11 protein-coding genes are annotated in these 21,264 nt (G+C 69.6%); 4 read left to right on the forward strand and 7 right to left on the reverse strand.

Annotated elements, in window-relative coordinates; translation table 11 throughout:
* Positions 1-260: 260 nt before the first annotated feature.
* Complete coding sequence (locus tag G4D83_RS05865) at positions 261-5,321, reverse strand: DNA topoisomerase 3 (protein ID WP_240356179.1); 5,061 nt, start codon at positions 5,319-5,321, stop codon at positions 261-263.
* A gap of 545 nt (positions 5,322-5,866) precedes the next feature.
* Between G4D83_RS05865 and G4D83_RS05870 the strand changes: the two genes are divergently transcribed.
* On the forward strand, positions 5,867-6,091 hold the full coding sequence (locus tag G4D83_RS05870) for a hypothetical protein (RefSeq protein ID WP_163863609.1): 225 nt from the start codon (positions 5,867-5,869) through the stop codon (positions 6,089-6,091).
* Between the two features lie 321 nt (positions 6,092-6,412).
* Here G4D83_RS05870 and G4D83_RS05875 read toward each other — a convergent pair whose 3' ends face one another.
* Positions 6,413-7,888: a hypothetical protein gene (locus G4D83_RS05875; RefSeq protein ID WP_240356180.1), complete on the reverse strand. Its 1,476-nt coding sequence runs from the start codon at positions 7,886-7,888 to the stop codon at positions 6,413-6,415.
* Positions 7,889-7,954: 66 nt separating this feature from the next.
* Between G4D83_RS05875 and G4D83_RS05880 the strand changes: the two genes are divergently transcribed.
* Complete coding sequence (locus G4D83_RS05880; RefSeq protein ID WP_163863612.1) at positions 7,955-9,505, forward strand: P-loop NTPase family protein; 1,551 nt, start codon at positions 7,955-7,957, stop codon at positions 9,503-9,505.
* A 7-nt stretch (positions 9,506-9,512) separates the two neighbouring features.
* On the opposite strand, the gene G4D83_RS05885 is transcribed toward G4D83_RS05880, so the two are convergent.
* From G4D83_RS05885 to G4D83_RS05895, 3 genes are all read right to left on the reverse strand, one after another.
* Positions 9,513-10,700 (reverse strand): NAD-dependent epimerase/dehydratase family protein, encoded by a 1,188-nt coding sequence (locus tag G4D83_RS05885; protein WP_163863615.1) that lies wholly within the window; start codon positions 10,698-10,700, stop codon positions 9,513-9,515.
* A gap of 93 nt (positions 10,701-10,793) precedes the next feature.
* Entirely contained in the window at positions 10,794-12,089 is a 1,296-nt protein-coding gene (locus tag G4D83_RS05890; RefSeq protein WP_163863617.1) for an NTP/NDP exchange transporter, read from the reverse strand.
* 99 nt (positions 12,090-12,188) lie between these two features.
* Positions 12,189-13,487: a pyridoxal phosphate-dependent aminotransferase gene (locus G4D83_RS05895; protein ID WP_163863618.1), complete on the reverse strand. Its 1,299-nt coding sequence runs from the start codon at positions 13,485-13,487 to the stop codon at positions 12,189-12,191.
* Between the two features lie 374 nt (positions 13,488-13,861).
* Between G4D83_RS05895 and G4D83_RS05900 the strand changes: the two genes are divergently transcribed.
* Together G4D83_RS05900 and G4D83_RS05905 are read left to right on the forward strand one after the other, a co-directional pair.
* The gene (locus G4D83_RS05900; RefSeq protein WP_163863620.1) at positions 13,862-14,869 is read left to right on the forward strand and encodes a DUF1028 domain-containing protein; all 1,008 of its coding nucleotides are present in this window, start codon (positions 13,862-13,864) and stop codon (positions 14,867-14,869) included.
* A gap of 151 nt (positions 14,870-15,020) precedes the next feature.
* Positions 15,021-15,839, forward strand: a complete 819-nt coding sequence (locus G4D83_RS05905; RefSeq protein ID WP_163863622.1) for an AMIN-like domain-containing (lipo)protein — start codon at positions 15,021-15,023, stop codon at positions 15,837-15,839.
* Positions 15,840-15,973: 134 nt separating this feature from the next.
* Here G4D83_RS05905 and G4D83_RS05910 read toward each other — a convergent pair whose 3' ends face one another.
* Together G4D83_RS05910 and G4D83_RS05915 are read right to left on the reverse strand one after the other, a co-directional pair.
* The gene (locus tag G4D83_RS05910) at positions 15,974-17,938 is read right to left on the reverse strand and encodes a 4-alpha-glucanotransferase (RefSeq protein WP_163863625.1); all 1,965 of its coding nucleotides are present in this window, start codon (positions 17,936-17,938) and stop codon (positions 15,974-15,976) included.
* Between the two features lie 125 nt (positions 17,939-18,063).
* Positions 18,064-21,231 (reverse strand): efflux RND transporter permease subunit, encoded by a 3,168-nt coding sequence (locus tag G4D83_RS05915; RefSeq protein WP_163863627.1) that lies wholly within the window; start codon positions 21,229-21,231, stop codon positions 18,064-18,066.
* Positions 21,232-21,264 lie beyond the last annotated feature (33 nt).

Consider the following 21,264-nt stretch of genomic DNA (forward strand, 5'->3'; position numbering starts at 1 on the left):
GGACGGAAGCCGCCGGAGCACCCCGAGTCACCCGTCAATGGCGCGAAGCCGTGGGTCTGCTCGGCAGCCCTCGCGCGGGGGGAGACGGGCGAGTGAGCCCGTGGCACGCCCTCCCTTGCGTCGAGTGAGTGCCGTCCCGGGCGCGTGGCGTCCCGGGCCCATGTCCAGGAAGGCCCCGGTGCCGGTCCTCGCGAGCGTCCGAGCGTCTCGCGAGAGGCCTGGCGGTCAGCGCTTGCGAGCGGCTCGCGGGGGCCTGGCGGTCAGCGCTTGCGAGCGACGAGCGAGAGAATCTGCGAGCCGTAGCGCTCGGTGAGCGCTGGCCCGACGCCGTGAATGGCCATCAGCGCCGCGCCATTCTCCGGTCGCGCCGCGGCGATGGCGCCCAGCACCCGGTCCGTGAGGATGCGGAACGCGGGCACCTTGCGCTTGCGCGCCTCCGCGAGCCGCCAGGCCTTGAGCGAGTCCACCAGCCCCGGAGGCGCCTCCACCTGCTCCGCCCCTCGAGCAGAACTCCGGCTCCGTGTGCCCCGGCCTTCCGTCACCACGGGCGCGGCGTCATCCAGCGCCACGCGGCGCCCCCGAGCCGCCGGGCTCTCCGACGCTGGAGCGCGAGCGGTCCACGCGCCGGAGTCGGCCCGCTCCGTGGCGCCTCCTCGGGACGCATTCCAGGAGGACCGCTGGTCGAAGTCCTCGGAGGGAGGAGACGCGCGCCACTGCCTGGCGGCGCTTGCCTCACCCGTGCCCCGTCCCTTGGCGCTCGCCCGGGTCGACCGCCTGGCTGTCTTTCCACTCGCCGCCTTGGTCTTCCCGCGTTTGCGCTTGGTCGCCTTCTCCAGCGCGAGCGGAAGGACGACGTGCTGGGGGTCCACCGCGCGGGTGCGCCGACCCTCGTCCGTCAGCGACACGCGTTGGAAGGAGATGACCTGTCCGTCCTTGTCGAACGAGTCGACCTCCAGTCGCGTCAGCCCGGCGCGCACCAGCCCCCCGACGAGCCGCTCGAAGTCGCGACGTGGGAGCGCATCCCCGAACAGCTCCCGGTGGAGCCGACCCGTGGCCTGTCCATCGCGCTCCTGGAGCGACTCCAGGATGCGCTCCAGCCAGTGCCGCTCCGCCGCCGAGGGCTCCGCGAAGCGCAGCGTGGCGCACGACTCCGGGGAGCACACGTCACACAGGCCACACGCCTCACCGGAGTCCTGGGTGTCACCGAAGTGGCCCACCAGTTGCTTCATGCGACAGCCGTGGGCCTCCGCATAGCGGCCCATCTGCTCCAGGTGCAGCAGCTTGCGCTCGCGCTGCGCGTTGTACGCGGCGGACCAGTTGGGCCGCCCGCGTCGCACCGTCTCGTCGGGCGTCATCACCACGCCGCCGTGAATCCACAACTGCTCCAGCGCCTTGTCGAAGACCTCCGGGTCTCCGCGCACGCGCCCCTGGAGCGCCTGCTTCGGCTCCGGCTCCCCGGACGTGGACTGGAACAGCCGCTCCAGCACGTAGGCCTCGGGATAGTCGCGCTTGTGGAAGAACTCGTGCGTGCGCCGGTCGATGTACGAGTGCAGCAGCACCGCGCGGGACGGTTTGCCGTCACGGCCCGCGCGCCCCAGCTCCTGGTAGTAGCCCTCCAGGCTCGCGGGCAGCGCGGCGTGGATGACGGTGCGGACATCTGGCTTGTCGATGCCCATGCCGAAGGCGGTGGTGGCGACGATGACCTCCAGCGAGCCTCGGAGGAACTCGGCCTGGACCCTGTCGCGGTTCTCCGGCGGAAGTCCCGCGTGATACGCGGCCGAGGGGAAGTCTCCGGCCAGCATCTCCGCGAGCTGCTCGGCGTGCTTGCGAGTGGCGGCGTAGACGATGGCGGGACGGTTCTCCTCGTCCTGGAGCAGCCCGTGGATGGCGTCGCCGCGAGCGCCGGGGTTCAGCTCGCGCACTTCGATGGCGATGTTGGTGCGGCGGAAGCCATGGATGAAGGTGCGCGCGCGGCCTCCCTCGCCCAGGAGGCCGAGCTGCTGGACGATGTCGCGTTGCACGTCGGGCGTGGCGGTGGCGGTGAGAGCCACCACGGGCGCGGGGCGGAGCAGCGGGAGCCGCGAGCCGAGCAGGCGGTAATCGGGGCGGAAGTCATGGCCCCATTGGGAGATGCAGTGCGCCTCATCAATGGCGATGAGCGTGGGCGGACGTCGCGCCAGGAACTCCACGAAGCCCGGCACACCGAGCCGCTCCGGAGCGATGAACAGGAAGTCGAGTTTCCCCTCCAGGTAGTCGAAGCACACCTGTCGCGAGGTGGCCCTGTCTCGACCGGAGTGGATGCGGTCCGCCGCGAAGCCGAGCGACTGGAGCCGCAGCACCTGGTCTTCCATCAAGGCGATGAGCGGACTGACGACGATGGTCGTCCCCGCGCGAGCCAGTCCAGGGAGCTGGTAGCAGAGCGACTTGCCCGCGCCCGTGGGCATGACGAGCAGCAGGTCCTCGCCCGCGGTGGCCGCGCGACAGACGGCCTCCTGGTAGGGGCGGAACTCGGAGAAGCCGAAGGCCTCTTTCAAGAGAGGACGGAGCCGGTCCGGCGGAGTGGGCGCGCGAGGCACCCGGTCGGGCCGCTGGCCCGGTGGTGGCGCGATCCCTCCGCGAGAGGACGATGTCCCGCGCGATGCACTCGCCCCCAACGTCCCCGGCCGGCGGGGCGTCATCGCTACACCTTCGTCTGGAAAGGCCGCGTTCTGTGCTCGGCGAGAGTTCGGTGCCGTGCCCGCGTCCGAGAACGACTCCGCGCGACGCGAACCAACTGCGCTCGAGTCCGAGAACGACTGGGACTCCGTGCGACGCGCACCGCCCGCGCCGGAATCCGAGAACGACTGGGTCTCGCGACGCGAACCACCGCTCGTGCTCAAATCCGAGAACGACTGGGGCTCCGCGCGCCGCGCACCTCCCGCGCTCGAATCCGAGAACGCAAAAGACTCAGTCCGACGAGCACCGCCGCCCGCGCCCGACTCCGAGAACGCAAAAGACTCAGTCCGACGAGCACCGCCGCCCGCGCCCGACTCCGAGAAGGCGGCACTCCGCGCACCCATCCCTCCGAGCAAGTCCGACGCTACGGGCCCATCCACGCGCTGGGCACCACGCCCCCCATTCACATCCACACCAGCGGCCTCGCCCATACGACGCGAGCCACCCGTGCTCGCCTCGGCGTATCCGCCACCCCCGGCCCCCAACCCCTCACGAAACGCCACTGTCCCCTCCCCGCCCCCATCCACCCTTCGCCCTGCCCCCGCGCTACGCGAAGTCGAGGCTCCAGCCCCGTACGGCATCGCCTGAGCCGGCCCCGCGGGCCCACGACCCACCACCTCGGTGACATACTTCTCGATGCCCCGGATGAACTCGTCGAGCCGGCCTTCCCCGCGCTCGATGCGCTGAAGCCAGGCTTCCCACTGGCCCGTCATCGCCGGCGTCTTCACGTCCGGGTGCACCACCTGGATGAGGTGCAGCCCCTTCTCCGTGGCCTCCAGCGCCTTCCCCGTGCGGACGAGGTACTCCCGGTCCAGCAACACCTCGATGATGGATGCACGCGTGGCGGGCGTCCCCAGCCCCGTCTCGCGCATCGCATCCGCCAGCTCCTTCTCGTCCAGCGCCCGGCCCGCCGTCTCCATCGCCGTCAGCAGCGACGCATCCGTGAAGCGCGGAGGCGGACGCGTGCGCTTCTTCACCGCCTTCACGTCCTCCACCTTCTGCGGCTGCCCCCGCTCCAACCCCGATGGCAACGACTGAGGCTCGTCGTCCGGCTCCGCGTCCTCGTCACCCTTGCGTGAGTCGGCCTTCGGCTTCGGCGCCTTCTTGCCCCCGCCGATATCCAGCACCTTCCAGCCCACCCGCTCCACCTGGGTGCCCATGCTCTGGAAGCGGTCCACCACGGGCACCGCGCTCGCGAGCCCCGGCGACATCACCGCCGTCACCACCGTGGTCACCCGCCACACGTGGTCCTCGTGCCACGCCTGGAGCAACCGCCGGCACACCAGGTCGTAGACGCGCTGCTCGTCCGGAGACAGCCGCAGCCCCTGCGGAGACGTGGGCGTCGGGATGATGGCGTGGTGGTCCGTCACCTTCGCGTCATCCACGTAGCGCCGACCCAGGGGCCTCGCGCCCGTCCCCGGCGCCAGGTCCTCCTCGTACGGCCCGCGCACGGTGTTCACCACCTCGGGCAGCGTGTCCGCCACCGTCTGCGACAGGTGCCGGCTCGCGGTGCGCGGATAGCTCAAGAGCTTGTGCTTCTCGTAGAGCGCCTGCGCCACCTCCAACGTGCGCTGCGCGCTGAAGCCATACAGCCGGTTCGCGTGACGCTGCAGCTCCGTCAAGTCGTAGAGCAGCGGAGGAGCCATCTTCTTCTCCTCCGCGTCCAGAGACTCAATGGTGGCCCGCCCGCGCTTCACCCGGTCGATGACGGCCTGCGCATCCACCCCGTCCGCGTCCAGCCTCCGCGACTCGCGCACGCCCTCCATGCCCGGCGGAATCACCGGCTTGCCATCCGGCCCCGAGCGGAACCACGTCCCGTCATACCGGGCCCCCGCCGCCACGCCCTTCCCCTGCGGCGCGAAGGTGGCCACCACCTCCAGATAGTCCCGGGGAACGAAGCTGCGGATGGCCAGCTCCCGCTCCACCACCATGGCCAGCGTGGGCGTCTGCACCCGCCCCACGCTCAGCATCTCCCCCTGCCCCCCGTGCGCCAGCGTGTACAGGCGCGACAGGTTCATCCCCACCAGCCAGTCCGCGCGGCTGCGGCCCATGGCCGCCGAGGCCAGCGAGTCGTACTCCCGCCCCTCCTTGAGCTGCCGGAACCCATCCCGGATGGCGCGCTCCGTCAGCGACGACACCCACAGCCGCCGCACCGGCTTGCGGCACCCCGCCGCCTCATAGATGTAGCGGAAGATGAGCTCGCCCTCGCGGCCCGCGTCCGTGGCGCACACCACCCCGCCCACGTCCGGCGAGGTCAGCACCCGGCGCACCACGTCGAACTGGGAGCGCGTCTGCTCGGAGACCACCAGCGGCCAGTCCCCCGGCAGCATCGGCAGGAGCGACCGGCTCCACCTCTTCCAGTCCGGTCGAATCTCGTGTGGCTGCGCCAGCCCCACCAGGTGGCCAATCGCCCACGTCACCACATAGCCATTGCCGCGCAGGAAGCCGTCACCCCGCTCCTGCGCCCCCAGCACCCGGGCGATGTCGCGCGCCACGGACGGCTTCTCCGCCAGCACCGCCAATAGGGACGCACGCCCCGAGCCCCGGCCCTCCATTCCGCCTCGCCTGTCCTCGCCGGGCGCCTCGCCCATCGCTTCCCACCTCATGAAACCAGTCCCCTCCCGCCCACCCGCCACCACCCGGGAGCCAGCCCCGAGCCCACGTCTCGACCCTCTTCCCTACCGCGTCAGGCTGACATGGCCAGCCCCTCGCTGTCCCTACCCGTGACGCCCGTCCGCCGCCCGTCCAGCCGAGGAAGACCGCCCTCCGCCACCCCGCCCCATCCCCCGCGCGCCCGACGACCTCCCAGGTCACCGCACCGAGGGTGGAATCCGGCACGTTCAGCCCGCCGCCAGGTCGCCCGGCAAGCTGGCGCGTTCGCGCAAGCGTTTGGCGCTAACGCGGAAAACTCACTCTACCGGCTGAGCCAGTATGCCCTGGTCGACACGCGCCACGGCGCGGGTCTCACGGGGGGATGCAGTCAACGATGGTGCGAAGGGAGAGACGAATGTCGCACGTCGCGCATGAGTCGGGCCAGCGGGTTCCGGGGGGAAGCGCGAGGCCAGACGGTGTGAAGCGTGGGGGGAGGGGAAGGGGAGTCACGGCCCGGAAGGCGGGGACTCGCATCAGCAGAGGGGAGCGCGCGAGCGCGTTGGAAGCACCAGAGGGGGACATCGCGGTACCCGAGCTGACCGCCTTCGCGGGGGCGAAGCGCAGACAGCTCGCGGTGCTGACGAAGTCCAGAGCACTGGGACTGCTCCGGGGGGAGATGGACCTTGTAACGCGGGTGGCGTCCATGCGCCCGCAGACGTTTGGCTGGGCGCAGACCCTGGCGCGATTGCGAGCGAGCTCGCGTCCCGCCGAGTTCTGGCCTTGAGCACGATTCAACGGGGTGTGGGTGCTTGGGGCACCGCGACATCCTGAAAGCAGAGCGGTTCGGCATGCGCACCGGGGGGCGCGCACGTTCGTGAAATCACAGCTTCGCGGGAGGGGTCCAAGGCCCTCCTGACACATGCAGGGCGGGTAGGAAGATGGTGCCGCGGGGGCGGTGCCATCCGTGGATGGGGGACCCGGGGGTGACGCTCTTCAGAGGGGGAGAGCGAACCTGAGCAAGGGTCATACCGGGGGGTGCTCCGAGTTCATCGGGGCATCCCCCGTTGCTTTTTCACGGGTCGCCACGGCTTTGCGCTCCGCCGCTTCACTCCACGCGCAGCGTCGCGGTGCCGGTGAGGGCGCGGTTCAGGGTGAGCCACAGCGCGTCGCCCGCGTCGTCCACGGAGGCGAAGTAGTCCGCGTCGGCGGCGAGCACCTGCTCGTCCAGCAGCACGCGTGACGGCGGCGTGGACAGGGTGTAGCCGCGCAGCACCAGCACCGGGTGCTCCAGGGAGCCGCGGCCAGAGTCGAAGCGCAACACCGCGCGGTTGCCTGTCACGCGCGCTTCCCACGTCGCATACACGGGGTTGTAGCCGGGCACGGCGAAGGGCACGGAGTCCGAGCGGCCGACGCCGCCGGGCCCTTGGGTGGCCACGGTGCCCTCGGTGGCGGACAGGCGCACGGCCTGCCAGGACTCGACCTCCGAGGCGCGCTTCAGCACCGGGTCCTCCGAGTGCGTCCCCAGCACCATGAAGACGGAGTAGCTCTGGTAGGGGTGGCCGGAGAGCATGCCGTCATCGCCGTAGCGCGCGTACTGGCGCCAGCCGAGCGCGCCGTAGTTGCTGCCCCAGGCCAGGCGATGCGAGCGCGTCGTCGTGGGGAGCTGGTACTGGTTGAGCTGGTAGGTCCAGTTCCAGTCCTCGGGCAGGGGGCCATTGGCGGCGCGCTGTCCCCAGCCCTGTTGGTAGAACCAGTAGCCACCGGCGGGCTTCCGCAGCCAGGGCTGTGTCTGCACCACGCCCATCTCCGCGTCGGGCGCGGTGGTCCACATGCGGGTGTAGGGGACGACGTTGGGCTCGCGGTAGTCCCAGCCACTGGCCATCGTCACGGGGGAGGACAGCGTCACGAAGCGATGACGGTCTCCCCAGCCGAGCCCCGCGATTTCGGCGTTCGCGTTGCCGTCGAAGAGCAGGTCGCCATAGGGCGAGCGCACGTCCGCCTCCAGTGCGTCCGGCGGAATGCCCGAGACGTCGTGGGTGATGGCGTAGAGCGGATGGTTCCTGCCGGTGGCGAAGAGGTAGTGGACGGTGACGTTGACGATGTGGCCGCCGAGCGGAAGGGGCCAGCGGAACTCGTGCAGCGCGTGGTGGCGTCCCTCGAAGAGGGTGCGGCCGGTGCCGGTGACGCCTTCCGTCCAGTTGCCCCAGGTGGCCCCGGCGCGCAGGTGACACGTCACCATGCCCCAGCCGGGGACACCGTCGTTGGCGCCGTCGCAGGTGCGCGAGACGCCGTTCGTCTCGTAGACGTAGCGGCGGAGATAGCCACCGTGCCAGCCGGCGGGGTCCGCGGCGTCGTTGCGCACGAGGAACGCCGAGCGTGGCGCGCAGTCACTGTCGCGCCACGTGTAGCGGTCGGTGTGGAAGCCCTCCAGGTCCACATCGCGCTCCAGGCTCAGGGGCACGCAGGGATGCGCCTGGCCGGGGCCCGCGTCGGGGTCGCCCTCCGGACGGACCTCCTTGCCACCACAGGCCGCGAGCGACACGGCGAGCAGAACGACGGCGCTGTGCCTTCTGAACGACATGGACGTCATCGAAGCCCCTCCAAGTCCATGCCTACCCAGGCGAAGGAGGCGTAGTACCTTCCGGACATGCCCCGCTGGTTCAACACCGCCGGTCCGTGCAATCCGGACCATCATTACATGCTGCCAGCCATGCGGCGGCTGCCCGAAGTGCGGCGGCTCGTCGAGCAGCAGGGCTACTTCGTCGTCCACGCGCCTCGGCAAGTGGGCAAGACAACGGCGCTCCTCTCGTTCGCCCGCGAGCTCACGTCGGAGGGCCGCTATGTGGCGGCCCTCGTCAGCATGGAGGCGGGGGCGGGTTTCCCCCAGGACACCGGCGCGGCAGAGGCCGCCATCCTCTCGAGCTGGCGACTCGCCACGCGCGCCCAACTGCCTCCCACTTCACAGCCTCCAGAGTTTCCGGAAGCACCGCCAGGCAATCGGGTCGCCACCGCGCTCGCGGCCTGGTCCGAGGCCACCGACAAGCCCCTCGTCACGTTCCTGGATGAGGTCGACGCACTCCGCGATGGCGTGCTGGTCTCCGTGCTCCGGCAGCTCCGCGACGGCCACCGAAACCGTCCCGAGCACTTTCCCTCCGCCATGGCCCTCATCGGGCTGCGGGACGTGCGCGACTACAAGGTGTCCTCCGACGATGGAGACAGGCTGGCGACCTCCAGCCCGTTCAACATCAAGGTGCGCTCGCTCACCCTGCGCGACTTCACCGAGGACGAAGTCACGGAGCTCTACTCCCAGCACACCACGGACACAGGTCAGCGCTTCGAACCCGACGCCCTCGCGCTCGCCTTCGAGCTCACCCAGGGCCAGCCGTGGCTCGTCAACGCCCTGGCCAAGGTGGCTGTCGAGGAACTGGTGCCCGAGCTGTCCCAGCCCATCCGCCGCGAGGATATCGAGCGCGCCAGGGCCATCCTCATCTACCGCCAGGAGACCCACCTGGACAGCCTCGCGGCGCGGCTGCGCGAGCCTCGCATCCGCGCCATCCTTGAACCGATGCTCGCGGGACAGCTCCTGGGTGACGTCCCCGAGGATGACCGCCGCTTCGCCGTCGACCTGGGTCTGCTGCGCCGCAGCGCATCCGGAACGCTCGAGGTGGCCAATCCCATCTACCGCGAGATTCTCGTCCGCTCGCTGGCGTCAGGCACGCGCGACACGCTCCCCTCCATCCAGCCCTCCTGGTTGAAGCCCGACGGGCGGCTGGACGTGGAGCAACTGCGAGACGCCTTCCTCGCCTTCTGGCGCCAGCATGGCGAGCCGCTCCTGGCCACCGCGCCGTATCACGAGGTCGCGCCGCATCTGGTGCTCATGGCCTTCCTGCACCGGGTGGTGAATGGGGGCGGCACGATTGAGCGGGAGTACGCCATCGGTCGCGGGCGCATGGACCTGTGCGTGCGCCATGGGCCGGACACCCTCGCCATCGAAATCAAGGTCTGGAGGGACCGCGAGTCAGACCCGCTGACCGAGGGCCTGGAACAGCTCGACGGCTATCTCCAGGGCCTGGGGTTGGATGAAGGCTGGCTGATGCTCTTCGACCGTCGCTCGAACCAGCCCTCCATCGCCGAGCGCACCCGGGCCGAACAGGCCCGGACGCCCTCGGGTCGGCGCGTCACCGTCATCCGCGCCTGAGCACGCCTCAACCCGCGTTGGCGTTGCCCTTGTCGTGCTCCTGGTGCCACGCGGCGAGCACTTCCTTCTCCCGCTCCGGCTTGATGCCCGACTTCAGCTTCGCCTGCCGCTCGGGCGGCTCCGCGTTGAACCAGGCCACCGTGTCGCGGACCGTCTCCTCCAGCGGGCGGAAGGTGAGCCCCGCCGCCAGCGCCTTGTCGATGTTCACCTGCAACAAGCCCGCGTCCTCCCCCGTGGGCGACACCCAGACCGGCATGTCACTGAAGGACTCCACCTTGTGCTTCTCCAGGAAGGAGGCGTGCGCCCAGATGAAGTGCGCGTCGCTCTTCAGCGCCTTCTTGCTGCGCTCCAGGAAGTCGCGCATCAACAGCGGCTTCTCGGGCCCCGTCGCCGTGTACTGCCCCGCCAGCTTCTTCTCCACGCCCAGGATGATGAACGCGGCCAGATCGCGCGCGTCGATGAACTGCGTCTGGTTCAGCCCCGTGCCGGGCGCGAGCACCTCGCCGCCCCGGGCCACGCGCACCGGCCAGTACGTGAAGCGGTCCGTCGGGTCATCCGGGCCGACGATGAGCCCCGGGCGCACGTTGAACACGCGGCCGGGCATCGCCGTCTCCGCGGCCTTCTCACACAGCGCCTTCAGCGCGCCGTAGTGCTTGTCCACATCCTCCGTCGTCACGTCCGTCACCGTGGCGACAGGCGCCGTCTCCGTCAGACCCGGCTTCGACGCGTCCTTGTAGACGGAGATGGTGGACACGAAGGTGTAGTGCCCCACGTTGGGCGCGAGCAGCTCCGCCGAGGCCTTCACGATGCGCGGCACGTAACCCGACGTGTCCACCACCGCGTCCCACTTGCGGCCCTCCAGCGCCTTGAGGCCCTCCGCCTTCGTCGGGTCTCTGTCCCCCTGGAGCTTCTCCACGTTCGGAAAGAGGCCCGGGTTCGTCTTGCCCCGGTTGAACAGCGTCACCGTGTGGCCCCGCGCCTGCGCGGACTCCACCAGCGCCGGCCCCAGGAACTTCGTGCCGCCGAGGATGAGGATGTTCAACGGCGTGTCCGCCTTCGCGGCCCCGGCCCCCTGGCCCTGGGGACTCGGCGTCTCGGACGCACCACCCGAAGACCCCGAGGTGGCACAGCCCATGGCCCAGAGGGAGCCCACCGTCACCGCGCCTTGAATCAGGTCTCTGCGAGACAGCTTCATGTCGTGTCGTCTCCTGCTGCGACGTTCGTTTCAACCCCCGCCCCCCACCCGCGGCGACGAGGAAACACTTCGAGGAAGACTCCGGACTCCACTTCAACGAGCCGCGGCATTATCGGAGGCCACGGGCTCAAGCGCACCCTCGGGCTCACGGGACATCCGCCGCTGCTCCCGCCCCAGGTACAGCGACACGCCGAGCCACAGCCCCGCCAGCGGCACCGCCGCCAATGACAACCCCGTCATGCCCAGGCCCAGCGCCGTGAGGCCCCCCTGCAACCACGCGCTCACCGTGTCGCTGCCCCGGTACACCACCGTGTCGATGAAGCTCTTGGACTTGTAGCGCGCCTCGCGGTCCACCGTGGTGAAGAGGATTTCGCGCGAGGGCCGCTCCAGCGCGTAGTGGCTGGCCCCTCGCAGCGCCTTGAACACCACCAGCACCCCGAGCACCGGCATCACCGCCAGCCCCAGGAAGCCCAGCCCCGTGAGCACCGGGGCCACCGCCAGCGCCGCGCCCAATCCCAGCCGGGAGATGACCCGCCCCGTGACGAGCGTCTGGATCGCCAGCGTCAGCAACTGCACGTAGAAGTCGATGTCGCCGAACAGCGCGGTGCGCGAGGCCGCGTCCTTGCCCACCTCCGCCACCAGCTTCACCTCCTGGAAGTACAGGAAGGTGGACGTGGCCGCGTAGAGCAGCACCTGGAGCCCGAGCGCGAGCAGGATGGGCGACGCCACCAGGAGCCGCAGCCCCGCCAGCACGCCGCCGCCCACGGGCCCCTCCGCCGACGCGGGCTGATGCTGGACGTCCCGAGCCCAGCGGCTCAGCCAGCGAACGCACTGCGCGCTCACCTCCAGCAGCACCGCGGACACGAGGATGAGGTTCACCGGCCCCACCGGCTCCGCCAGGCGTCCCACCAGGAACGGCCCCACCAACATGCCCGTCGTCCCACCCGCGGCGATGAAGCCGAACAGCCGCTTGCCCTGCTCGCCGGCGAAGACGTCCGCCATGAAGCTCCAGAAGATGGAGACCACGAACAGGTTGTAGACGCTCAGCCAGATGTAGAAGACCCGCGCCACCGGCTCCTTCGCCACCCCGAACTTCAGCAGCACGAAGAAGGCGAGCAGGCTGACCAGGAAGAAGCGGTAGACGCGCGGCAGCACCACCCGCCGGGGCCAGCGCGCCACCAGCGCGGAGAAGGCCGGCACCGCCAGCAGCATGACGATGAACGTCGCGGTGAAGAGCCACGGCAGGCCCTTCACGCTGCCCGCCGTCCCCATCTCGTTGCGGATGGGACGCAGGATGGCGTAACCGCACATCAGCGTGAAGAAGTAGACGAAGGACCCGAGGACCGCGCGAACTTCCTCGTCACGTACATCCACGAATCGCTTGAGCATTGGCACGAAGTACCCGGCTGAACTCCAGCCCTTTCCGTGTATTCCCGAGCCCCGCGCCCGTCCAGTGGGACGTCACGCGGGGCCCGGCACCGACGCGGGCTACTTCGAGGCGAGCGCCTCGCGCAGGGTGGCTTCCACGCGGGGCAGGGCCTCCTGGATTTCCGCCACCGACGTCGCGCCCACGGACAGGCGGAACCAGCCGGTGTCCTCGCTCAGACCGAACGCCTGGAAGGGCACCACCGCGAGGCTGGCCTTCTCCAGGAGCAGCTTGCGGATGTCGTCATTCGTCTTCAGGCCGCCCTTGCCCACCAGGTCGAACTGGACGGACAGGTAGATGGCGCCCTGCGGCGCGATGTGTCGCACCGGCAGCCCCGCCTCGCGCATGCGCGTCAGGCCCGTGTGCAGCACCTCCAGGCGCGCGTCCACGCGCTGGCGCATCTCCGTCAGGAAGGACTCGGTGGCGGGCACGTCGTCCAGGTAGCGCGCCACGGCGACCTGCTCCGCCTTGGGCGCCCACGCGCCGACGTGGCCGAGCACGTCCCGCATGCGAGCGATGATGGCCGGCGGACCCACGCCCCAACCCACGCGCACGCCCGTCGCGGCGAAGGCCTTGGAGATGCCGTCCACGAACACGGTGTACGGCGCCACTTCCGGCACCAGCTCCACCGGCGTCACGTGCTTCACCGCGCCGAAGCTCAGCACCCAGTAAATCTGGTCGTACATCAGGATGAGCGGCTTGCGGCCCTGCTTCTCCCGCTCGCGGTTCTCCGCGACGACGCGCTCGCAGATGGCGCCCAGCACGTCGGACGAAATCATGGTGCCCGTGGGGTTGAGCGGGCTGCACAGGCACAACAGGCGCGCGGTGCCCAGGTGCGGCGTGAGCTGCTCCAGCGTGGGCATGAAGCCGTGCGACGGGTCCGTCGTCACGACGACGCCCTTGGCGTTCATCATGTGGACGTAGTGGTTGTTGTTCCACGACGGCACCGGGTAGACGACCGTCTCGCCGTCATCGAGCACCGCGCGGTAGGTGCCGTAGATGATGGGCCGGGCGCCGCCCGCGATGACGATTCCCTCCAGCGGATACTTCAGGCCCAGGGCGCGCTCGTAGAAGCGCTGCACCGCCTGGCGTAGGTCGAGCACGCCGTCGGAGGGCGGATAGTTCGTCTCGCCCGCCTGGAGCGCGGTGGCGATGCCCTGGCGCAGGCCGTCGGGGATGGGGAACTCGCGCGGGCTGAAGTCGCCCACGGTGAGGTTGCACACCTTGCGCCCCTTGGCGACGAGCTCACGGACTTCCGCGGCGATGCGGAGAATCTCGCTGCCAACGAGGCCTCGCGCCATCGTGCCAATGGAGGCGTCGTCCCGCGAGGGACGTGGGAGGGAGGTGAGGTCGAGAGCCATGGGGAATCTGTCTCCGGTTCGTGCGCGTGAGGGGGAGGACGCGGGCTGCGGCCGGGCGCGGACCATACCCGCCACCCGGGCCCTTGTGGGGCGCGTCTGAAACTTCTGGGGGAGTGCCACGGCTACAATTTTCCCGGAAGCGGGATGCGCGGGGCAGCCAGGCCGGCCTGCCCTCCTCGGGCCGTCGGTCCTCACCCTGAATCCGGTGCTTGACGGCGCGCAAGGACCTCCGAGCCTTCCCGATATGTCTCGAAGGCGCGTCGCGTTCCTGGAGCCAGCAACCCACACCCTCCATTCCCAGACATGCGAGGCCTGCCCTGTGTCGAGCGACGCTTGCTCGGCCCCGGCGGAGCCCTGCGTCCCGAGGTACGTGCATGAAGCCGTTCAAGCGTGGCCTGCTGCTCGCCGCATCCCTGTTGCTGGGCTCCACCCAGGCCTCCGCCGCGGACCGTCCCTTCAACCCGAGCATCTTCGGCACGCGCGCCGTGGTGGCGTGCGACGCGGTGGAGCAGTCGTGCGGAATGGCCGTCATCTCCTTCCCCAGCGGCGTGAGTGGGCTGGTGCCGTATGGGCGTGCGGACGTGGCGGTGGCCACCATGGCGTTGCCCTCGGTGGATGACGCGCAGGCGGTCATCGCGCGCATCGACGCGGGCGAGGCACCCCAGAGCGCCATCGATGGAGTGCTCGCCTCGGACCCCTATGCCCCCATCCGTCAGCTCGCCGCGGTGAAGCTCCACCCGGATGGGCATGTGACGGTGGGCCAGCGCTCGGGCACGGAGAACAGCGCGCACACCTGCTCCGTCCTGGGAGACACCTTCGTGGTGCAGGCCAACAACATGACGACGCCCGACATGTGTCGAGCCATGGCGGACGGCTTCCGTCGAGCGCGGGGCAGCCTGCCGCAGCGGCTGTATGCGTCCCTCAAGGCCGGGGCGCGCGTGGGCGGGGACCGCAATGGCGAGCGCTCGGGCGTCATCCGCGTCTGGAACACCACGAGCGAGACGGCCTTCTATACGCATGTGCTCGCGGAGGCGGTGGTCCACGGCAGCACCGGGGCGTTGCAGGAGCTGGGCGTGGAGCTGAACCGCTACCAGGGCACGCTCGCGGATGTGTATGCCGCGGACCGGGTGACGCTGGATGGCGATACGGCGCGCGACGTGAAGCGCGTGCTGCGCAAGCTCGGCTACTACCACGGGCGCATGGATGGGAGCTGGTCCGATGCCGCCGAGCAGGCCCTGTATGACTTCAACTGGAACAACCTTTTCTTCCTGAAGCCCACCGTGGTGGAGAACGGCACGCGGAAGATTGACGGCGTGCTGGTCAACCTCCTGCGTGACGCGGACCTGGGTGCCCTGACGCGCGCGACGGGTTCGGCCGACTGAAGTCCCTCGGGTGACGCGGGCCCTTCGCCGTGCTCGGGCGGAGGGTCTGTCGTCTTCCCGTCATCATGTCCTCGGCGGGAGGCTGGCACCGCGAGCGCCGTCGTGAGAGAGGGAGTTCCTCACGGCCCTGTGGGCCGACAGGGGAGGAACGATGAAGCGTGCCGGACGCTGGCTGTCGTCGCTGTGGCTCGCCGGGTGCCTCGTGGCCACCGGATGCTCGAAGAAAGAGGAAGCGCCGCCCCACCCCGCGGCCGAGCTGCCTCCTTCCGATGACACGCCCGCGCAGCCTTCAGGCCCACCCCCTGGAACGCTCCCTCGCGAGGGCGAGGCCGCCGCGAAGCCGCCCGTGCATGTGGTGACGGGGGGACCGAGCGTGCCTGTCGTCGCTGGCGCCCAGGACGAGGACCTTCCCGCTCCGACGGACACGCCCCCGGGTGATGAAGAGGGAGCGCCGTCCAAGCCGCCCACGGGCACGGGAGCGCAGACTCCGTCACCGTCCAACGGTGGTGGGTACACGCCCGAGGACCCGAAGAACCGCGAGTGGACCTCGAGCGCGGTGGACATGAAGCGCCAGGATGCGCCGAGGGCCACGCTGAGCTCGGTGCGCGCGGGGGCACATCCGGACTACGACCGCGTGGTGTTCGAGTTCGAGGGAACGCAGCTCCCTGGCTACAAGGTGGAGTACGCGAAGGAGCCGGTGGTGCAGTGCGGCTCGGGAGACCCGGCGGCGCTCGCGGGCAAGGGCCAGCTCCAGGTGACCTTCACTCCCGCGCGGGCCCACACCGACCAGGGGCAGCCCACCGTGGCCACGCGCGAGCTGAAGCCCGCGCTGCCTGTCCTCCTGGAGCTGGAGCGCACCTGTGACTTCGAGGGCGAGGTGACGTGGGTGCTCGGGAACAAGAGCGTCCAGCCGTTCCGCGTCCTGGAGCTGCGCGAGCCCACGCGCCTCGTGGTGGACGTGAAGCACTGAGCAACATGGTGGCTATGGAGTGGCGGACCTGAAGCGAGAGCGGAGACTCGCCTCGCTTCGCGGTCCTCCTGTTTCACACGTGCGATGCCCATTCCGGCGCGGGAAACGGAACCAGGCAGGCGCGAAGAGGGAGGCTATGGGTCTTCCTTCAGTGACTCCGCGAGCCTGTCCAGCCCCTCGAGCAGCTCGCGATGTTTCTCCCGCGCTGGCGCGCCACCCGCTCGCAACGCCATCGCCAGCACGCCGGGGAGGTTCATCGCGGCGTCACCTCGGAGCCGCTCGCGATACTCGCGCATCCAGTCCGTGGGCGCGCGCAGCGACCAGTTGCGCTCATCCACCGTGCCGGGCTCGTTGTACGTCTCCGGTATCCCCAGCAGGTCCGTGAAGAACACCATGACATTGCGCGCGCGACTGGCGAACAGGTCCGCCAGCTTCGCCTGCGCGAGCTTCCCCGGGTCCGTCGCCAGTTCGCGCGCGAAGTCCTCGCGTCGCTCGGGCTCGGGACACAGCCTCGTCGCCAGATATTCCGCCTGCGCCCGCAGCGTTCCGCGCCACTGCCAGTCGCCCACCAGTCGCCACAGCGACTTCGTGTCGTGGTTGCCCACCATCATCCAGTCCTCGGGCGCCACGTTCTCGCTGCGATACACGTCCGCCGGGTTGCCCAGGTCCGCCTTCTGCGTGACGCGGAAGCGCCCCAATCCATAGCGCGCCATGACTCGCCCCAGTGGATACGGCAGCGTGCTCAGCACCTCGCCCAGCAAGTCACCCAAATCCCGTCCGTTGCGCCGCGCCGCCGCGACCACCGTGTCGAAGAGGACGCTGAAGCGCTGCACCTGCTCGGGCGTGAGCGACTTCACCTCTCCATCCGCGTACCTGGGCAACGAGCGGTCCAGTTGCTCGGGGGCCACCAGCGCGTAGCGCGCCAGCTCCGGGTGGTCCTCCAGGTCCGGCGAGGAGAACAGCCGCGCGCCGTGCTGCACCGCCCCCAGCGCGTCCCACTGCCCCACGCGATACACCCACGGACACACCAGCCCATGGGGATGGTCCAGCCGCAGCCCGTCGTACTCCGCGAGCATCTTGTCCATGCGCGCGTCCATGAAGCGCAGCACCGCGCCGGGCCGGAAGCCCAGCGATGGCCCCTCTCCGCCCTCCATGAAGTACTGCTCCGGGTCCAACACCGGGTAGTTCCACGGCTGGCCCTCGGGATTGGTGCGACTCGGCGGCGCCCCCATCTGGTACGTGCGCAGGAACAGGCCCTGCCACGCCCATGCATCGCGCGGTGAGAAGCCAATCTGCAAATCACCGTAGAGCTTCAGCTTCAACCCTGTCGTGCGAGCGCGCAGGACCTCATGCTGCGCATGCACCAGGAACTGGAAGAAGGCGTAGCGCTCCAGCACCTCCGCGTATTGAGTCTCCAGCGCCTGCACTCGCGCGGCGGCGACACCTTCGGCCCCCGGACGAGGACTCCACAGCCGTCCATCCAGCGAGTCGGCCCACGGCCTCCAATCCAGTACGCCCTTCTCCGCGCACAGCACATCGAAGAGCGCGTCGCGCAGCAGCCATGCGCGGTGCCGCTGTCGGAAGGTGTTGAAACGCGATGACACCTCGCGCATGGCGGCCGAAGCCTCCGGACTCGCGCGTTGGAGCCGAAACGACGTCCACGCTTCATCGAGCACCGCGAGCTGCGCGCGGAAGGCCCACCGGTAGCGCTCTCCGGGACTGGAGGAACGCGAGCGCCCTTCCACGAGCGCTGCCACGCGGCCCTTCGGGAGCAGCGCGCCCCAGGCCTCGTCCTCCAGCGCCGCGAGCGCCACATTGAGCACGTTGCGAGAGAAGAGCGTGCCGTCATACGGCGAGGCATTCGACTCCGACGTCTGCCCCTGGGGGCCCAGTTGGATGCCCGTGAAGCCCAGCGCGTGCGCGGCCTCAAGAAAGCGGGCGGCACCTTCCGAACAGGGCGAGCCCCGTCCCGTGTCCTCGTGCGGAAGACTGGGGAAGCTGGGGTCGTGGATGCTCAGGACGAGGTTGCGGACATCGAGTGCGGCCAGGGCGTGGGTGACGAGTCGACGATGGTCTTCAGGCAGCGAGGCTCGGGACATGGCGGATGGCGACGACCCTAGGTTCCTCCGAGCGACACGCCAACCCGCTTCTCGGGCCGACGTTCAACATCCGTCCGAGGAAGACACTCCGCGTGGCGACACGGACACTCCGCGCGGGCCGGGTATCACTTCTGTCGGGACTGGGGCGCGGGCCGGGGCTCGCCTCCTCCGGGCGCGCGGAGGTGGAAGACCTTGCGCAGCTTGCGGCCCATCCACGTCCGCCCATCCACCAGGATTTCGTACACCGTCGGAATCACCAGCAGCGTCAGCAGCGTGGACGTAATCGTGCCGCCAATCACCGCGCGGCCCAGCGGTGCGCGGAAGTCGCCGCCCTCACCCGCGCCGATGGCCACGGGAATCATGCCCGCCACCAGCGCGAAGGTCGTCATGATGATGGGACGCAAGCGGATGCGGCCCGCCTCGATGAGCGCCTCGCGCAAGGGCATGCCCTTCTCGTGAGACCACTTCGCGAAGTCGATGAGCAGGATGGCGTTCTTCGCGACGATGCCCATCAGCAGGATGACGCCGATGAGGCTCATGATGTTGAGCGTGTCTCCGGTGACGAGCAGCGCCAGCACCACGCCGATGAGGGACAGCGGCAGTGAGATGAGGATGGCCAGCGGGTCCAGGAACGAGCCGAACTGGATGACGAGGATGAGGTACATCAGCAGCACCGCGACGCCCAGCGCGAGGAACACCCGCGAGAACACCTCCTCCTGGTCCGCGGACTCGCCGCCTGTCGTCAGCGTGTAGCCCGCGGGGAGCTGCACCGCGTCCACCCGCTTCTGGATGTCTCGCATCACCTCCGTCAACGAGCGGTCCTGCACGTTCGCCTGCACGTTGATGACGCGCTCGCGGTTGAGGTGCGTGATTTGCGCGGGGCCGAGCGCCTGACGGATATCCGCCACCTGTCCGAGCGGCACGAGTTGAGGCGCGCCTCCTGGCGCCGCGCCCGTCAGCAGGGGAATCCGCGCCAGGTCGTCCGCGTTGTCGCGCGACTCGGGCGCCAGTCGCACCATGACGTCACGAGTCTCTCCAATCGGGTCCACCCAGTCCCCCACGTCCAGGCCCGCGAAGGCCGGCCGCAGCACCTGGGCCACCTGTCCCACCGTCACCCCGAGCTGACCCGCGAGCCCCCGGTTCAGGTCCACCTCCAGCTCCGGCTTCTGGCCTCGCGTGGAGAGCCCCACATCCACCGCGCCGGGCACCTGCGCCACCTCTCGCTGCACCTGCTGCGCGAGCTCGGTGAGCTTCTTCTGGTCCGGCCCACGCACCTCGAGCTGAATCTGCTTCATCGCGCCGCCAAAGCCCGACGTGAAGACAGACACCTTCGCGCCGCCCACGCTCGCCAGCTCCTTGCGGAGCCTGCTGCCCAGCGCGTCCTGGCTCACGTCGCGGTCCGCCTTGGGCGTGAGCCGCACGTACACCAGCGCCTGGTCCACGCCGGGCGCGCTCATCGGCAACGGCACGCCGATGGTGCTGTACGTATAGGCGACCTCCGGGTGGGCTCGGGCGACGCGGGTCACCTCCTCCACCTTGCGCCGCGTGTACTCCAGGCTGGAGCCCGGTGGCGTCTCCACCAGCAGCTCTACCTCCGAGCGGTCACTCACGGGCACGAAGCCCGCGCCACCCACCGTCCCCTGGAGCACCAGGGCGCCCACGAGCGAGCCTACCGCGACGAGCACCATGGCGAGCCTGTGGTCCAACGCCCAGGCGATGACGCCCTTGTAGCGGTCCGCCTGTCGGTCGAACCACGTGTTGAAGCGGGACAGGGTGCGGGAGATGAAGCCCTGCCGCGCGCCCTTCTCCACCTGCGGGTCCGCCCAGTACGCGCTCAGCATCGGGTCCAGCGAGAAGGATACGAACAGCGACACCAGCACCGCGCAGGCGATGGTGAGGGCGAAGGGCTTGAACCACTGGCCGGCAACGCCATACATGAAAGCCACTGGCACGAAGACGGCGACGATGGAGAACGTGGTCGCCGACACCGCGAGGCCAATCTCCGACGTTCCTTCCTTCGACGCCGTGTAGTGGTCCTTCCCCATCTCGATATGGCGCACGATGTTCTCGCGCACCACGATGGCATCGTCGATGAGGATGCCGATGGCCAGTGTCAGGCCGAGCAACGACATCGTGTTGAGCGTGAAGCCGAAGGCCCAGACGCTGATGAACGCCGCCAGCGCGCTCACCGGCAACGCGAGCCCGGTGATGACGGTGGAGCGCCACGAGTTGAGGAAGATGAACACCACCAGCACGGTGAGCAGCGCGCCTTCCACCAGCGCCGACTGCACGTTCTCCACCGCGCTCTCCACGCGCACGCCCGCGTCGCGGACGATGGCCAGCTTCACGTCGGCCGGGAGCTTCTGCTGCAGCGCCGCCACGCGCTCACGCACGGCGTCCGCGACCTCGGTGGTGCTGTAGCCCTTCGTCTTCAGCACGTCGATGCCCACCGCCTGCGCACCGTCGTAGAGGGCCAGCGTGCGAGGCTCCTCGGAGCCCACGAAGACGTCCGCCACCTGCCCCAGCCGGATGACCTGGCCGTTGCGCGTGGTGACCACCATGTCGCGAAACGCCTCGGGGCTCTCCAGGCGCCCCTTGAGGCGGATGGATTCCTCCTCGAACTTCGAGTTGATGCGTCCCACCGGCGCGGCCAGGTTCTGCGCCTGGAGGGCCGTGACGACCTCCGCCAGGGAGATGCGCGCGGCCTGCAGCGCCTCCGGCTTGAGCTGCACCGTCATCTCCCGCTCCACGCCACCGACGACGTCCGCCTGCGCGACGCCGGGCACCGAGCGGAGCTCACCCACGACCAGCGGGTCCGCCACGCGGGACAACGCGGCGACATCGAGCCGCTCCGAGGTCAACGTCAACGAGACGATGGGCGCGTCCGCCGGGTCGAATCGCGTGAGGACGGGCTCCTCCATCTCCCGAGGCAGGTCGGCGCGCTTGCTGGAGATGGCGTCGCGGATGTCCTGCGATGCCTCCTGGATGTCCTTCTCGAACTCGAAGAACACCGTGAAGGTGGCCAGGCCGTCGGTGGCGGTGGCCGTCGTCTCCTTCGGGTCCACGCCGCTGATGGCGAAGATGGCGTCTTCAATCGGCTCGACGATTTCGCGCTCCACGGTGTCCGGTGCGGCGCCTGGGTAGACGATGCTGACGGCGATGACCGGAGCCTGGACATCCGGGAACTCATCGGTCTCCAGTTGCCACAAGGCGACGATGCCGAAGATGACCAGCGTCACCATCGCGGTGATGGTCACGATGGGACGCTTGATGGCGAAGTCGGAGATGAACACGAGGGCTCTCCCGGAAGGAGTCGAAGGGACGAG

The sequence above is a fragment of the Myxococcus eversor genome, from assembly GCF_010894455.1.
Taxonomy (GTDB): domain Bacteria; phylum Myxococcota; class Myxococcia; order Myxococcales; family Myxococcaceae; genus Myxococcus; species Myxococcus eversor.

What these genes read in the sequence shown, in the direction of transcription:
- G4D83_RS05890 (WP_163863617.1), bottom strand. Translation starts at nt 12,089, where the DNA reads ATGCTCAAGCGATTCGTGGATGTACGTGACGAGGAAGTTCGCGCGGTC.
- G4D83_RS05865 (WP_240356179.1), bottom strand. Translation starts at nt 5,321, where the DNA reads ATGAGGTGGGAAGCGATGGGCGAGGCGCCCGGCGAGGACAGGCGAGGC.
- G4D83_RS05900 (WP_163863620.1), top strand. Translation starts at nt 13,862, where the DNA reads ATGAAGCCGTTCAAGCGTGGCCTGCTGCTCGCCGCATCCCTGTTGCTG.
- G4D83_RS05905 (WP_163863622.1), top strand. Translation starts at nt 15,021, where the DNA reads ATGAAGCGTGCCGGACGCTGGCTGTCGTCGCTGTGGCTCGCCGGGTGC.
- G4D83_RS05885 (WP_163863615.1), bottom strand. Translation starts at nt 10,700, where the DNA reads ATGAAGCTGTCTCGCAGAGACCTGATTCAAGGCGCGGTGACGGTGGGC.
- G4D83_RS05910 (WP_163863625.1), bottom strand. Translation starts at nt 17,938, where the DNA reads ATGTCCCGAGCCTCGCTGCCTGAAGACCATCGTCGACTCGTCACCCAC.
- G4D83_RS05895 (WP_163863618.1), bottom strand. Translation starts at nt 13,487, where the DNA reads ATGGCTCTCGACCTCACCTCCCTCCCACGTCCCTCGCGGGACGACGCC.
- G4D83_RS05880 (WP_163863612.1), top strand. Translation starts at nt 7,955, where the DNA reads ATGCCCCGCTGGTTCAACACCGCCGGTCCGTGCAATCCGGACCATCAT.
- G4D83_RS05875 (WP_240356180.1), bottom strand. Translation starts at nt 7,888, where the DNA reads ATGTCGTTCAGAAGGCACAGCGCCGTCGTTCTGCTCGCCGTGTCGCTC.